Source organism: Streptomyces sp. 13-12-16, assembly GCF_002114215.1.
Taxonomy (GTDB): domain Bacteria; phylum Actinomycetota; class Actinomycetes; order Streptomycetales; family Streptomycetaceae; genus Streptomyces.
In genome coordinates, this window is the sequence record NZ_NCTE01000253.1 from 1 (window position 1) to 14,430 (window position 14,430).

17 protein-coding genes and 1 pseudogene are annotated in these 14,430 nt (G+C 72.2%); 11 read left to right on the plus strand and 7 right to left on the minus strand.

The window, feature by feature from the left end; all coding sequences use genetic code 11:
• The 6 genes from B7767_RS11415 to B7767_RS11440 all read left to right on the plus strand — a co-directional run.
• On the plus strand, positions 1-751 hold a 751-nt coding region (locus B7767_RS11415; protein WP_085572102.1), incomplete at its 5' end, for an SCO2522 family protein.
• A 16-nt stretch (positions 752-767) separates the two neighbouring features.
• Positions 768-1,769, plus strand: a complete 1,002-nt coding sequence (locus tag B7767_RS11420; protein ID WP_085572103.1) for an SCO2521 family protein — start codon at positions 768-770, stop codon at positions 1,767-1,769.
• A 72-nt stretch (positions 1,770-1,841) separates the two neighbouring features.
• Entirely contained in the window at positions 1,842-2,963 is a 1,122-nt protein-coding gene (locus tag B7767_RS11425; RefSeq protein ID WP_085572104.1) for a hypothetical protein, read from the plus strand.
• Positions 2,964-3,115: 152 nt separating this feature from the next.
• Positions 3,116-5,215: an MMPL family transporter gene (locus tag B7767_RS11430; RefSeq protein ID WP_085572105.1), complete on the plus strand. Its 2,100-nt coding sequence runs from the start codon at positions 3,116-3,118 to the stop codon at positions 5,213-5,215.
• Positions 5,216-5,259: 44 nt separating this feature from the next.
• Complete coding sequence (locus tag B7767_RS11435; RefSeq protein WP_256923410.1) at positions 5,260-6,519, plus strand: sensor histidine kinase; 1,260 nt, start codon at positions 5,260-5,262, stop codon at positions 6,517-6,519.
• Positions 6,516-7,178: a response regulator transcription factor gene (locus tag B7767_RS11440; protein ID WP_085572107.1), complete on the plus strand. Its 663-nt coding sequence runs from the start codon at positions 6,516-6,518 to the stop codon at positions 7,176-7,178. The genes B7767_RS11435 and B7767_RS11440 overlap by 4 nt, the downstream gene beginning before the upstream one ends.
• 12 nt (positions 7,179-7,190) lie before the next feature.
• Here the strand turns inward: B7767_RS11440 and B7767_RS11445 are convergent, their stop codons facing one another.
• From B7767_RS11445 to B7767_RS11470, 6 genes and pseudogenes are all read right to left on the minus strand, one after another.
• Entirely contained in the window at positions 7,191-7,427 is a 237-nt protein-coding gene (locus B7767_RS11445; RefSeq protein ID WP_085572108.1) for a hypothetical protein, read from the minus strand.
• A gap of 147 nt (positions 7,428-7,574) precedes the next feature.
• A complete protein-coding gene (locus B7767_RS11450; RefSeq protein ID WP_085572109.1) occupies positions 7,575-9,056 on the minus strand; it encodes an alpha/beta hydrolase in 1,482 nt (493 codons plus the stop codon).
• A gap of 107 nt (positions 9,057-9,163) precedes the next feature.
• Positions 9,164-9,421, minus strand: a complete 258-nt coding sequence (locus tag B7767_RS11455; protein ID WP_179167115.1) for a DUF4328 domain-containing protein — start codon at positions 9,419-9,421, stop codon at positions 9,164-9,166.
• A gap of 97 nt (positions 9,422-9,518) precedes the next feature.
• A pseudogene (locus B7767_RS49275) lies at positions 9,519-9,890 on the minus strand (DUF4328 domain-containing protein); the annotation flags it as partial.
• Positions 9,891-10,008: 118 nt separating this feature from the next.
• Entirely contained in the window at positions 10,009-10,206 is a 198-nt protein-coding gene (locus B7767_RS11465; RefSeq protein WP_085572111.1) for a DUF397 domain-containing protein, read from the minus strand.
• Positions 10,188-11,021 (minus strand): helix-turn-helix transcriptional regulator, encoded by an 834-nt coding sequence (locus B7767_RS11470; protein ID WP_085572118.1) that lies wholly within the window; start codon positions 11,019-11,021, stop codon positions 10,188-10,190. The genes B7767_RS11465 and B7767_RS11470 overlap by 19 nt, the downstream gene beginning before the upstream one ends.
• Positions 11,022-11,136: 115 nt before the next feature.
• Here B7767_RS11470 and B7767_RS11475 point away from each other — a divergent pair, with 115 nt between their 5' ends.
• From B7767_RS11475 to B7767_RS11495, 5 genes are read left to right on the plus strand one after another with little or no spacing between them, the layout of a single operon-like run.
• Positions 11,137-11,346 (plus strand): hypothetical protein, encoded by a 210-nt coding sequence (locus B7767_RS11475; RefSeq protein WP_085572112.1) that lies wholly within the window; start codon positions 11,137-11,139, stop codon positions 11,344-11,346.
• On the plus strand, positions 11,343-11,558 hold the full coding sequence (locus tag B7767_RS11480; RefSeq protein WP_085572113.1) for a hypothetical protein: 216 nt from the start codon (positions 11,343-11,345) through the stop codon (positions 11,556-11,558). The genes B7767_RS11475 and B7767_RS11480 overlap by 4 nt, the downstream gene beginning before the upstream one ends.
• A 21-nt stretch (positions 11,559-11,579) precedes the next feature.
• Complete coding sequence (gene recO, locus B7767_RS11485; RefSeq protein WP_085572114.1) at positions 11,580-12,326, plus strand: DNA repair protein RecO; 747 nt, start codon at positions 11,580-11,582, stop codon at positions 12,324-12,326.
• A 21-nt stretch (positions 12,327-12,347) separates the two neighbouring features.
• Positions 12,348-13,187 carry an isoprenyl transferase gene (locus tag B7767_RS11490; RefSeq protein WP_085572115.1) on the plus strand — a complete coding sequence of 280 codons (840 nt, stop codon included), beginning with the start codon at positions 12,348-12,350 and terminating at the stop codon, positions 13,185-13,187.
• A 32-nt stretch (positions 13,188-13,219) separates the two neighbouring features.
• Complete coding sequence (locus tag B7767_RS11495; protein WP_085572116.1) at positions 13,220-13,750, plus strand: YcxB family protein; 531 nt, start codon at positions 13,220-13,222, stop codon at positions 13,748-13,750.
• Between the two features lie 108 nt (positions 13,751-13,858).
• Here the strand turns inward: B7767_RS11495 and B7767_RS11500 are convergent, their stop codons facing one another.
• A complete protein-coding gene (locus B7767_RS11500) occupies positions 13,859-14,266 on the minus strand; it encodes a Fur family transcriptional regulator (protein ID WP_085572117.1) in 408 nt (135 codons plus the stop codon).
• Between the last annotated feature and the right edge of the window lie 164 nt (positions 14,267-14,430).

Below are 14,430 nucleotides of genomic sequence, written 5' to 3' on the forward strand. Positions count from 1 at the left end.
CACCTGCTTCCTGATCGACGACTACTTCACCCGCTTCTCCGCCCCCGCCGACGTCGTCCCCATGCTGCTGGAGGAGGCCGACCGGGCCGGGCTCGCCGTCGACTACCTGGCCCGCGAGTCGGGCTGCGCCGTCGCTGGCAAGGTGCCGGTCGCCGAGGCCGTGGCCGGGCGGATCGTCGAGGAACCACCGCCCGGCAGCTACGGCCTGCGCCCGCCGGCCGCGCAGACCGGCTGGCTCGCCAACGGCGAGCGCAGCCCCGTCGCACGCGCCCCCCAGGCCATGAAGAAGGCCACCGCCTGGCAGCCGCCGAAGGAGAACGCCGCCCGCCGCCACTCCGTCTTCCTGGACGTCGAACTCTGGGACGACGGCCCCGACGGGCACCGCACCTGGTCCTGCCCCTTCCTCGCCGCGGTGTGGCAGCTCGCCCGCCTCGGGCTGCTGCGCAACGAGGGCGAGGCCGTCCTCGTACCCGAGCCGCACACCGCGTCCGGCTTCCCCGACGACTGGGACGAACTGCCCCCGCTGCTGCGGCTCGACCCCCGCGCGGACCCGTTCGCCGCCTACCGGACCTGCTCGGTCATCCCCAGCCGGTTCTTACCCGTCGAGCACGCCGTCCGCGTGATCCTCGACCAGATCGAGGTCGACCCCGGAGCACTGGCCCAGACCGCCGAGCGCTCCGCCCGCGAGAACGCGGCCGTCCCCGACTCGGTCGCCGACCGCATCTCCTACGTCTTCTACGCGGGGCAGTGACATGACGCCGGGGGACATGACGCCGGGGGAGACGCAGCCCCCCGTCGTGCTCGCCTGCGGCGAGGTCCGCACCTGCCTGCTGCCCGCCCTGCAGGCCCTCGACAGCCGCGCCGCCGCCCAGCTCCTCGGACTGCGCGCCGACGAACGCGTCCTGCTCTCCGAGCGCCCCAACCTCTACGGCCGCTCCCCGGACACCCTCACCGGCGTCGACTGCCCCCTGCCCAGCGCCGACGGCGCCAGGATCCGCGCCGTCGGCACCGTCGCCACCCGAGCCTCCCTCACCGAGGGGCGCGTCCTGCAGAGCTCCGCCTACTTCCGGATTCCCGCCTCGGGACCCGACCACCGGCGCCCCTGGGGCCACTACCTGGTACGGCCCGCGACGGTCGAGCCGTTCGGGAAACTGCCGTACGAGGCGGTCGCCCAGGGCCTGCTGAACGGAGGGCGGCACGGCGAGCTCGACGTCGGGCTGATCGCCGACGGACTCCTCACCCGCCTGCTGCGCCACCCCCTGCTCGACCACCGTCCGCCCCTGAAGTCCCGCCCCACCCGGCTGCGCTGGGTCGCCCTGCCCGCCGGACGCGACGAGGGGCCGTCGATCGAGCGGTTCACCCTCGCCGAGGACGAGCTGCGCACCGTACGGCTCCGCGTCCCCGCCGGCACGCCCGCCGGTGAGATCGCCGGGCTCTGCGACGACCTCGCCCTGCACGACTGGCTGCTCACCACCGTCGTCCGCGTCCTGGACGGCATCCGGCTGGGCACCGCGGAACCGCCCGCCCGGACGCGGCCCCGGACCGGCGGGGACCGCCCCGCCGTCGTCACGGCGCTGCGGCCCGCCGTCGACCACCTGCTGCACCTGTGGATGCCACGGGCCCGCGTCGCGCACGAACTCGCCCCGCTCTGGGACGCGCTGGAGGACCGCCCCGGCTTCACCCGGCAGTGGCGCACCCTGGTGCAGCGCATCCGGGACCAGCTCGCCCTGCACGCGATTCCCCACCGGGAGGCCGAGTTGATTCCCTGACCCCGCGGTTTCGGCCCCACGCACATCCCCGCACCCCGATCCGACGCGTATCCCAACGGGGGGAGAAGCGAGATGAGCACGGCACAGTCACCCCAGCCCGAGGAGACGGCACCCCCGCCCGGCGCGGACGCACGTTCCCGGGCACAGTCGCCCGACCGGACCGAGTGGACGCGCAGACTCCTGACCGGCCTCACCGTCGGCCTCGTCGTCTGGGGCGTCGCCGCACTGCTGAGTCCCGGGGGCGGAGCGCTCCGGCAGTCGGCCGCCGCCGCGCTCTGCGCCGCCGCCACGGTGGCCCTCCAGCACCTCTTCGCCCAGGGCCGGAACCCCGACGAACAGGTCGAACAGGCCCTGCGGACCCAGAGCGTCCTCGCCGAGACCGCCGCCACCGTGCGGGACGGCCTGGAACGGCACGACGACGACCTGCGGACCGGCCTGGCCCGGCACACCGAGGACATCCGGCAGCTCGTCGAGACCCGCCTCGCCCAGCAGGACCCGGCCCCCGAGTCCTACCCGCCGCTCGACCGCGTCCGCACCGACGGCGTACCGGAACTGGCCAAGCGCTTCGCCGAGGCCCTCGCACCCGGACCGTCGATCCTCTACACGTTCGTCCGCCTGGAGATGCAGCGGGTGGTCGGCCACATGGCGGCGCTCACCAGCATGAGCGTGGAGTGCCACGGCGAGAACCACGACTGGATGCTCAGCCTCACCCACGCCGCGGAGCGCTCCGTCGACGCCATCAGCACCTCCGTCGACCGCGAGTTCTGGAACAGCGAGCCCGCCAGCCGCTACCTCGACGCCCAGCGGGAGGCGATCGAGGAACACGGGGTGCCGGTACGGCGGCTGTTCCTGCTGGCGAGCGCGCGCGAACTCGACGACCGGCTGCTGCGGCTGTGCGACGAACAGCAGGCGCTGCGCATCGAGGTCCGGGTGGCGGTGCTGCCCGAACTGCCGCCGCACCTCCAGCGCGGCACCACCGACGACTTCATCGTCTACGACGAGGAGGTCTCCTTCGAGATCGAGCAGGACCTGCGCGACGTCAACGTCAGGACCCGGCTCATCGCGCGACGCGACCACGTCCAGGACCGGATGAAACGCTTCCGGGAACTGTGGGAGGCGGGCATGAGCATCCGCGAACTGGAGGTACGGGTCGACGACGAGGAGGACGGCACCTGGATGGTCGACCGGGCGTAGCCTCCGGGCGGTTACTCCCGGGGGAGTAATCACGCCCCCGTGCCGCCCTCCGCAGTACCCCGCAACTCGATCCCACGTCCGACGATCCGCGCCCCTTCCGCCGGGAGTCTGGGAACCGACCCAGACACCCGACCGGAGGGGAGCCCCGCCTCATGGGGGACGCAAGGACACCAGCACGGCGACGACGCCTCGTGCCCTGGGCGGTGGTCGGGCTGTGGCTGGCCGCGCTCGTGCTCGTCGGACCGCTCGCCGGCAAGTTCGGCGAGGTCCAGCAGAACCGGGCCGTCGACTACCTGCCCGACAGTGCCGACTCCACCCAGGTGGCCCGCATCCAGGACCGGCTGCCCGGCGGCGAGTCCACCGACCTCGTGCTCGTCTACCACCGGGACGGCGGACTGAGCGCCGCCGACCGGGAGACCGCCGCCGCACAGGTCACCGAGGTCGAGGGCGCGTACGAGCTGACGGACACCCCCCGGGGCGTCCCCTCCGCGGACGGCAGCACCCTCATGTACCCGGTCTCCAGCACCCAGCCGGGCCAGGACGAGGAGGCCCGGAACGCCTTCGTCGACGGGGTACGCGAGATCGCCGACGGCACCGGCGGACTGAGCGTCGAGGTCGGCGGGCCCGGCGCCCTCAACACCGACATGGGCAAGGTGTTCGAGACCATCGACGGCACCCTGCTGTTCGCCACCCTCGGCGTCGTCACCGTGCTGCTCGTGCTGATCTACCGCAGCCCGTTCCTGTGGCTGGTCCCGCTCACCGTGGCGGGTGTCGCCGCCGCCGTGGCGATGGCCGCCGGATACGGCCTGCACGAACTCTTCGACGTCACCGTCACCGGCCAGAGCGGCGGCATCATGACCGTCCTCGTCCTCGGCGCCGGCACCGACTACGCGCTGCTGCTCGTCTCCCGCTACCGCGAGGAACTCCGCCGCCACGAGCGGCCGTACGACGCCATGGGCGCCGCCCTGCGCGGCTGCGGGCCGGCGATCCTCGCCTCCTCCGGCACCGTCGCCGCCGGACTGCTGTGCCTGCTCGCCGCCGACCTCAACAGCAGCAGCGGCATGGGCCCGGTCGGCATGATCGGCGTACTGGCCGCACTGGTCGCCATGACGACCCTGCTGCCCGCGGTCCTCGTCCTGCTCGGCCGCCGCGTGTTCTGGCCGCTGATCCCCGCCTTCGGCAGCGCCCCCAAGGCCCGCCGGTCGCTGTTCGCGGCCATGGGCACCTCCGCCGCACGCCGCCCCGCCGCCGTCCTCGCGGGCGGCGGGCTCCTCCTCGGCGCCCTCGCCCTCGGCACCCTCAACCTCACCGGCGACCTCAGGCAGGAGGACTCCTTCACCGACCGGCCCGAGTCCATCTCCGCGATGCGGACCCTGGCCGAGGAGTACCCCGAGCGCAGCAGCCGCCCCCTCACCGTGATGGCCCCCACCGACCGGGCGGACGCCGTCCTGGCGAGGACCCGCGCCACCGAGGGGGTCGCCGACGCCACCGCCGGACGCGACGGCGGGGGCTGGACCGAGATCTCCGTGTTCGCCACCGCCGCCCCCGAGACGGCCGGCGAGACCCGCACCATCGAGACCCTGCGCGACACCCTCGACGACGATCACGGCGCCTACGTCGGCGGCCCCAGCGCCCAACGGCTCGACCTCGCAGACAGCGAGGCCCGCGACCGCAGGGTGATCGTGCCGCTGGTGCTCGCCGCCGTGTTCGTGATCCTCGTGGTCCTGCTCCGCAGCCTCGTCGCACCGCTGCTGCTGCTCGCCGCGGTCGTCGCCGTCTGGGGCGCCGCCCTCGGCATCGGCGGACTGGTCTTCGAGCCGCTGCTCGGCTTCACCGGCACCGACCCCGGCCTGGGACTGCTGTCCTTCGTCTTCCTGGTCGCCCTCGGCGTCGACTACGGCATCTTCCTCCTGCACCGCATGCGCGAGGAGTCCCTGAACGGCGCCGAACCCGAGGCCGCCGCGCTCACCGCCCTGCGCACCACGGGCGGCGTGATCGCCTCCGCCGGCATCGTGCTCGCCGCGACGTTCGCGGTGCTCACCACGCTGCCGCTGGTGCCGCTGGTCGAACTGGGCTTCGTCATCGCGGTCGGCGTCCTCCTCGACACCTTCCTCGTCCGCACCTACCTCGTCACCACCGCGAGCGTGCTGCTGCGCCGCCGGCTGTGGTGGCCCGGCAGGCTCTCCCGGGCGCCGGAGCCGGTCCCGCGCGACCGGCAGCCGGAACCGGTGCAGCAGCCCGCAGGCCGATGACAAGGGCGCCCCTCCCTCCCGGAGGGGCGCCCTCCTCCCGGAGGATGTACCCCGTGCCCACGAAGACAGCGCAGGCGACGGAACGCCCCCGCACCGGCGAGCGGATCATGGCCGCGATCAACCGCGACCCCCTGACCGCCCCGCACGCCGTCCGCAACGACACGATCCTCGCCGCCTGCACCGCCGCCGCCGCGCTCGTCGTCACGCTGCTCTTCGACCACGGCCGCCGGCCCGACGCGCTCGGCTGGACGCTGCTGCTCGCCGTCCACGCGCCGCTGCCGTGGCGACGGCGGCGTCCGTTGTCGGTGCTGCTGCTGGTGATGGCGCCGGTCGTGCCGTACCACGCCCTGGACAACAACCACATCGCGCCCGTCGCCGGCTCCCTGGTGGCCCTCTACACGGTCGCCGCGACCAGCACGCCCCGCCGCACGCTCACCGTCGGTGCCCTGGTCATCGGCACGACCCTCACCGTGAACGCCCTCACCAACCCCGACGGCTTCGTGGAACTGCTCCGCATCACCGGCTGGGTCGTCGCGGTGCTCTTCTGCGGCGTCGACGTCCGCTTCTACCGCAAGTACGTCGCCGCCATCGTCGAACGCGCCGAGCGCGCCGAACGCACGCGCGAGGAGGAGGCCCGCCGCCGGGTCGCCGAGGAACGCCTGCGCATCGCCCGCGACCTGCACGACCTGCTCGCCCACAGCATCACCCTCATCGGCGTGCAGACCTCCGTCGCCGCGCACGTCCTGGCCGCCGACCCCGAACGCCTCGACCGCGAGACCGTCGCCAAGGCCCTCGACGACATCGCCGGGACCTGCCGGACGGCCCGCGGGGAACTCCGTACGACCCTGGAGGTGCTGCGCGACAACGGCGGCCCCTCGGACACCCGCGGCCCGCTGGCCGGACTCGACGGCGTACCCGACCTGGTGGAGGCCGCGCGCCTCGCGGGCGCCCGCGTCGAACCGGCCGTCCGGGTCGCCGGTCCCGTACCGCCCGCCGTCGGCGCCGCCGCCTACCGCCTCGTCCAGGAGGCGCTGACCAACGCGGTCCGGCACGCCGGGCCCGAACCGGCGGTCCGCGTCGACCTGCGCGAGGAGGACGGCGCCCTGCGCCTGTCCGTCACCGACGACGGCACCGGCCCCACCCCCGGCACCACCCCCGGCTTCGGTCTGGTCGGCATGCGGGAACGGGCCCGCAGCGTGGGTGGCACACTCGACGCCGGACCGCGGGCGGGCGGCGGTTTCCAGGTGACGGCGACCCTGCCGCTGACGCCCGCGACGACTCGGGAAGGAACGGGAACCGGATGACCATCCGCGTGCTGCTCGCCGACGACCAGACCCTCGTACGGGAGGCCTTCGCGATGCTCGTCGAGTCGGCGCCCGACATGGAGGTCGTCGGCCAGGCCGCCACCGGCCGGCAGGCGGCGGAACTGGCCCGCACCGAACGCGCCGACCTCGTCGTCATGGACATCCGCATGCCCGACCTCGACGGCATCGAGGCGACCCGCCTGATCTCCGCCGACGACGACCTCGCGGGGGTCAGGGTCCTCGTCCTCACCACCTACGACACCGACGAGAACATCGTGGACGCGCTGCGCGCCGGCGCCTCCGGCTTCCTGGTGAAGGACACCAGACCGGCCGAACTCCTCGACGCCATCCGCACGGTCGCGGCCGGCGAGGCCCTGCTGTCACCGGGCCCCACGGCACGCCTGATCGAACGCTTCCTGCGCAGCCCGTCCGCGCCGGCCGCCGCGGGACCCGAGTGCCTCTCCGACCGCGAGCGCGAGGTGCTCACACTGGTCGCGCGCGGCCTGAACAACGCCGAGATCGCCGACTCGCTGGGCCTGAGCCCGCTCACCGCGAAGACCCACGTCAGCCGGACCATGGGCAAGCTCGGGGCGCGGGACCGGGCCCAACTCGTCATCGTGGCGTACGAGTCGGGGCTGGTGGCACCGGGGCGGGCGTGAGCCGGCCGGGGGTCAGAGCGTGTGGTGCAGCCACCGCTGGATGGTGCTGTTGATGCTGCCGGACAGGGCGCTCAGGCTCTCGATGGCCTCACGGTCCTCGGGCCGGGGCGGGATACCGGCGGCGGTCAGGGCGGCGTGGAGCTCCAGCCGGCGCCGGTCGCGCGGGTCGATGCCGGTGCCGAGCCGGTCGGCCGGGCGCGGCGGGGCCAGCAGGTAGTCGCCCTCCAGCGGGAACGCGGTCGCGGTCATGGCGGTCTCCTCACCAAGGGGTGTCGGTACTGCAGGACAGGAGGCCGACCGCGGGAGCCCTGGTTGCGCACGGGGTGAAACGTCACGCCGATGGCGTCATCGGCAGCTCATCGTCCGGTCGGACGAACGGTCCGGAGGACGCCTGCCCTAACGGCAGTACACGTCCCGGCCGGGGCGCTCGCCGGTGGCCAGGAAGCGGGAGACCGTGCGGTCGCCGCACTCGTTGCCGTTGGCGAGGTAGGCGTCGTGGCCGGTGGAGTTCACGGTGACCATGACCGCCCGCCGGCCGAACGCCTCCCGCATCCGCATCGCGCCGCTGAGCGGGGTGGCGACGTCCCGTTCGTTCTGGACCAGGAGGATGTCGGACGGTCCCCGGCCGGTGATCCGCACGGGTGCCTCACGGGGCGGGTAGGGCCAGGCGGCGCACGGCATCACGTTGCGCGGCATCCCGGCGGTGAGCGGGTACTTGGCGCGACTCTCCGCGACGCCCTTCTCGTACACGGCGGCCGACTCGGGCCAGGCCACGTCGTTGCAGAGCGTCCCCACGCCGACGGCGGTCACGTTCTGCAGCACCGACTCCGGCGGGGCGGACGGCGCGGGCGGTACGGTGCCCTGCCGGGCGGCCAGTATCAGCTTCGCGAGGGCCGGGTAACGGCTGGGCCGGTAGAGGCTGTCCAGCATGGTCTGGCGCAGGACGTTGCCGTTCAGCTCCTCCGGGTTGGCGCCGGGCCAGGGGAGCGGCTCTCGGTCGAGACGGGCGGCGAGCCGCAGGAACAGCGGACGCACCTCGGCCGCGGTGTCCGCGACGCGGTCCGGGTTGCCGGGCGCCGACGCCCATTCCGCGAAGTGCGGGAACGTGTCCTCGACACCCTGCTCGTGTCCGGCGAGCCAGGCGCGGGCCACCCGGGTGGGGTCGGGGTCGTCGTTGCTGTCCAGCACGATCCGGTCCGTCCGGTGCGGGAACATCTGGCTGTACACGGCACCGACGTACGTCCCGTACGAGACACCCCACGCGGAGATCTTCCGCTCGCCCAGCGCGGCCCGGAGGCGGTCGAGGTCGCGGGCGTTGTCGCGTGTGCTGATGTGGCGGATCAGCTCGCCGGCGTTGCGGACGCAGGCGGTCGAGATGCGCTCGGCGGTGGCGACGTTCTCGTCGATCGAGCCGTCGGGTGCGGGCCAGGGGCGCAGCTTGGAGGTGGCGAGGTCGGCGTGGTCCAGCCCGCAGTCGACGGAGGTGGAGGGGGAGACGCCGCGGGGTGCGAAGCCGATCAGGTCGTACTGGTCGCGTACGTCCTGCGGCAGCTTCTGTCCCTTGCCGGAAGGGTCGTCGAGGCTGGAGCCACCCGGTCCGCCGGGGATGAGGAAGAGGGCGCCGCGGCGGGACGCGGGGCTCTCGGCGGGGACACGGGAGACGGCGAGGGAGATCTGCGGTCCGTCGGGGGCGGCGTGGTCCATGGGGACCCGGAGGGTGGCGCACTCCTGACGGGGGTCGGCGCCGGCCGTGCCCGCGCAGGGTCCCCAGTCGAGGGAGGCGGGTACGACGGCCTGGGCGGTCAGGGGCGGAAGCAGGGCGACGAGGAGGGCGGCGGGTACGGCGGTGAGGGCGAGGGTGCGTGTGGTCGATGGCATGCGTACGAGCTTCGTCGCAGCACGGCCCTGCTCACATCCGGGCAACGCCCTTGTCTTTGTTGGGGTTTACCCCAGGGTGCCGTGGTGGGCGCCTGCTTGCACGTGGCTCAACGGTGCGTATGAACTCCGTCCGGGGAAGCGCCCCGGCCCTCGGCCGCCTTCAGTCGTTCCAGGGCTGCCAGTCGTACCGTGAACACCACGGCTGCCCCGGCGGCGGCGACGTACAGGAGGTCGGTGACGAGGGACAGCATCAGGACGTCGCTGATCTCGGCGAACGAGTCGACCATGTCGACGCGCGCGGCGGCGAACCGGCCGAGCAGTGTCGTTCCGACGAACAGGCCCCACCACAGGTTCACCGGCCACATCGGCAACCGGTGCGATTTCCCCCCCGGTCGGCAGCAGTGCGCAGGCATTCCACATGTCGGACGCGATGCGGTACGGCAGCCACAGGTTGGCCACGGGGATGAACCAGGCACCGATCGCCCATCCGGGTCCCTTACGGAACCAGTTCGGGGCCAGGAGCTCGGTGCGGCGGCGCGTCTGGAAGAACCAGGTGATGAAGAGCGCCGCGCAGAGCAGGCTTGTGACCAGCTGGACCTGTCCCGCCCTCTCGTACAGCGAGTACGCGGCGTCCAGGTCCGACGCGGTCGTGGTGGTCATGTCGCCGTCGACCACCGTGCGGAGCCGGACATCGGTGTACACGGCGAACAGGTCACTGAGCGCGGAGACGGCGAACGCCGCCACCACGGCGACGAGGAGGCCGCGCGAGGCGCGCGGCGGCACGCTGCTGGGCAGCGGGTGATGCGGGCTGAGCCCAGCCTTGGATGTGAGCATGACGATGGCCCCCCACGGGCGGTAAGACGGCAGACACCCGCGGAAGATCGCGCGCGGACGCACGATACGCCGGACGGCGAGAGGCCGTCCACATCAATTCGCCTGCGGCCAGGGCCCGTTAGCGTCCGATGCCGCCCATGAACTCCGTCCATGCGACCGCCCCGACGATGATCACCGGACCGCCGGCCACCTTGCTGTCCCGGACGGGGACGACGCCGGGGAGACCGACGGCGACTTCGACGCAGTCCTCGCCGCCGTCGCCGCCGCTGTGGCTGCTCTTGCGCCAGCGTGCGTTGCTCAGGTCGAACTCGCGCATCGTCTGTAGTCCTCCGCAGCCGACTCGATCAGGGGCAGGGACGCCTCCGACGACAGCGCGGCGGCCCTGATGTGATCGTAAGACGCCCGGACTCGCTTCACCAGCGCCGGTTCGTCCAGCAGGCTTCCCGAAAACACGCCCTCTGTATAGACGGTTGGTGGTGCGTCCTCGAACTCCATGAGCTTCATCTGCTTGCCCATGGCCGGGTGCGCCCCTGCGGAGAACGGGAGCACCTGGAGCAGCACCTTGCGCTCTCGTGCCATGGCCGCGATGTGATCCAGTTGGTGCGCCATGACCGCCGGACCGCCCACGGGGACGCGCAGCACCGTCTCGTGCAGTACCACCCAATACACGGGACGTGTGGCGTCCTTGAGGACCCGCGTCCGCTCCATGCGCCCCTTGATGAGTTCCTCGATGTACTCGTCGGCGGCGAACGGATTTCCCGCCAGGAACATCGCCTGCGCGTACTCCCGTGTTTGCAGGAGTCCTGGGACCACAGCCGGTGCGTACTCGCAGATTTCCGTCGCCAGCCGTTCCAGCTCGGCTGCATGCGCGAAGTACTCCGTATAGGTCTGGTCCTTGATGAGCTTGCGCCACATCCGCTCGAAAATACCGTCGGTTTGCAGCGCGTCGTCGATCCGCTGGGCCACATCCGATTGTGGTTTGCGAATCGCCTGTTCGAACTGGCCGATGCAGCCGCCCGACACGAACACGCGCGTACCCAGCTCCACCTGCGTGAACCCCGCGTCCTCGCGCCGGCGTTTCAGTTCCGCGCCGAAGAACTCCCAGGCCGCCTGACGCGAACCGTTGGCCATGACCAACCCCCTTGTGCTGACTCGCACTTGTAGAGGGCGAGTCCCTCCCGAGTGTAGGCACGGAATGTCACCCTTGGGGTACGAAGAGTGAAAGCCGAAAAGAAAGGGGAGCAGGGTGAAGGCACAGCACTCGGCGCTCTGCGTCGAAGAAGCGGAGGAAGTGGTGAAGGAATTGCGGGCGGCACTCGCGAAGGCCGGAATTTCCCTGCCGTCACTGGGGCTGGACCCGGTGAGTCTCGCGCGGGAGGCGCCCTGTCCGCTCGTCGAATTGGGACGGTGTTCCGTGGAGACCGCGCGGCGGATCGCGGCGGCGGTGATGCGGTGAAGCCACCCGTCGGCGCGTATGTCGTGGACACCAGGACCGAGCGGATCGGCTTGGTCATGGGGCATGAGGGGCCCTACGTCCAGCTGAGGCCGTACGGCGGCGGCCGGGAGTGGGACGCCGACCCCGGTGCCGTACGGCAGGCGACGCCCGCCGAGCGGCTGCACGCCGCGACGGCGTACGCCAATGCCCGGAGTCGAGGTGAGGTGCCCTGAACGTGGGCGACAATGGATGCCATGAGTCTGTTCCGCGACGACGGCATCGTGCTGCGCACCCAGAAGCTGGGTGAGGCGGACCGGATCATCACACTGCTCACGCGCGGTCACGGGCGGGTACGCGCGGTGGCGAGGGGCGTGCGCCGGACGAAGTCGAAGTTCGGTGCGCGTCTCGAACCGTTCTCGCACGTGGACGTGCAGTTCTTCTCGAAGGGGAGCGAGCTGATCGGCCGCGGCCTGCCGCTGTGCACGCAGAGCGAGACGATCGCTCCGTACGGCGGCGGGATCGTGACGGACTACGCGCGGTACACCGCGGGCACCGCCATGCTGGAGACCGCCGAGCGGTTCACCGACCACGAGGGCGAGCCGGCGGTGCAGCAGTACCTGCTGCTGGTCGGGGCCCTGCGGACGCTGGCGAGGGGCGAGCACGCGCCGCATCTCGTGCTCGACGCGTTCCTGCTGCGCTCCCTCGCCGTCAACGGGTACGCGCCCAGCTTCACCGACTGCGCGAAGTGCGGCATGCCCGGACCGAACCGGTTCTTCTCGGTCGCGTCGGGCGGTGTCGTCTGCGCCGACTGCCGGGTGCCCGGCAGCGTCGTACCCTCGCCGCAGGCCCTGGGGCTCCTCGGAGCGCTGCTTACGGGAGACTGGGGGACCGCGGACGCGTGCGAGGCGCGGTACGTCCGGGAGGGGAGCGGGCTGGTGTCCGCCTACCTGCACTGGCATCTGGAGCGCGGGCTGCGCTCACTGAGGTACGTCGAGAAGTAAGCACGAGGAGACGAGAGACACATGGTGGTACGCGGGTTCCTGGGGCGTCAGCGCCAGGAGTACAGGACGCCGGAACCGCACCCGTCCGGCGCGCGGCCCCCGAAGATCCCCGGGGAACTGGTCCCCAAGCATGTGGCGATCGTCATGGACGGCAACGGGCGGTGGGCCAAGGAGCGGGGGCTGCCGCGCACCGAGGGGCACAAGGTCGGCGCCGAGCGGGTGCTGGACGTGCTCCAGGGCGGGCTCGAGATGGGGGTCGGCGCGATCTCGCTGTACGCCTTCTCCACCGAGAACTGGAAGCGGTCGCCGGACGAGGTGCGCTTCCTGATGAACTTCAACCGGGACTTCATCCGCAAGACGCGGGACACGCTCGACGAGCTGGGGATCCGGGTGCGGTGGGTCGGGCGGATGCCCAAGCTGTGGAAGTCGGTGGCCAAGGAGCTCCAGGTCGCCCAGGAGCAGACGAAGGGCAACGACCGGCTGACGCTGTACTTCTGCATGAACTACGGCGGGCGGGCGGAGATCGCGGACGCCGCGCAGGCGCTCGCGGAGGACGTGCGGGCCGGGCGGCTCGACCCGTCGAAGGTCAACGAGAAGACCCTCCAGAGGTACATGTACTACCCGGACATGCCGGACGTGGACCTGTTCCTGCGGCCGAGCGGGGAGCAGCGGACGTCGAACTACCTGCTGTGGCAGAGCGCGTACGCCGAGATGGTCTTCCAGGACGTGCTGTGGCCGGACTTCGACCGGCGTGACCTGTGGCGGGCGTGCCTGGAGTTCGCCTCCCGCGACCGGCGGTTCGGCGGGGCGATCCCGAACGAGGAGCTGCTGGCCATGGAGGGCAGGCAGTCTGACGGCTGACGCCGGAACGCGGAACGTTAGGGTTCCGCCTCATGGATCATCAGGGGCGGGACACCATTCAGGACAGTGGCACCGATGCCGTCGAGTTGGTCTACCGGCCGACGCGCACCGACATCCTCCGGGGCATCCAGGTCCGTGCGCGTGTGCGCGGGGTGGCGCCGGTGCGGTGGATATTCGTCGTGCTGTTCGTCGGATTCGCCGCGTTCACCGCGCTCGGAGGGGCGGACGCCGTGGTGCTGACCGCGCTTTCGCTGCTGACCGCGGTCCTCTTCTGGGGCACGCCCCGGCTTCAGGCCGGCCAGGTGTTCCGGGCGGTCTCGTGGCAGGGCGAGTACCGCGTCACGGTGACCGATGCCGGGGTCACGGTCGAGACCGAGTACACGACGGTGGTGCAGCGCTGGACGCTGTTTCGCGGTTACCGGGAGACTTCCGAGCACATGGTGCTGCTCAGTCGGGACCCGGGCATTCTGGTTCTGGAGGTCGAGCCCAAGCGCGGGCTGCGTGGCGAGGAGGATCTTCAGCGGTTGCGGGCGTTGCTTGATCGGCATCTGGTCCGTGTGTGACGGGGCCGGGCGGGGATGGGTCGCGCTGCCCGGCGCTTGCGGGGTGCCTCCCCGGAGGGGGCACCCCAGCGCCCACCCGTGCCGCCCCAGCGGCACGACTGTCCGCGGCTATGCCGCGCAGTCCGCGCAGGTGCCGAAGATCTCCACCGTGTGGGCCACGTTGACGTAGCCGTGTTCCGCCGCGATGGCCTCCGCCCATTTCTCCACCGCCGGGCCCTCCACCTCCACCGCCTTGCCGCAGCTGCGGCAGACCAGGTGATGGTGGTGGTCGCCGGTGGAGCAGCGGCGGTAGACGGACTCGCCGTCGGCGGTGCGCAGGACGTCGACCTCGCCGGCGTCGGCGAGGGACTGGAGGGTGCGGTAGACCGTGGTGAGCCCGACCGAGTCGCCCTTGTGCTTGAGCATGTCATGGAGTTCCTGCGCGCTGCGGAACTCGTCGACCTCCTGAAGGCAAGCCGCCACAGCGGCACGCTGCCGGGTGGAGCGGCCCTTCACGGGCGGTCCTGCGGTCGTCACCGGATTGCCTCCTCACATCTGGCCCCGTCTGCCCGGGCCATTGTGCCAGTCCGGGCGGAGGGCGGTCAGGCGCCGACCGTGTCGCCGGCCTCGCGGCTGGCCGGAATCGCGCACTCCGCGGGGTCGCCGCCGGGCTGTGCGGCGGCCAGCGCCCGGGCGCGGCG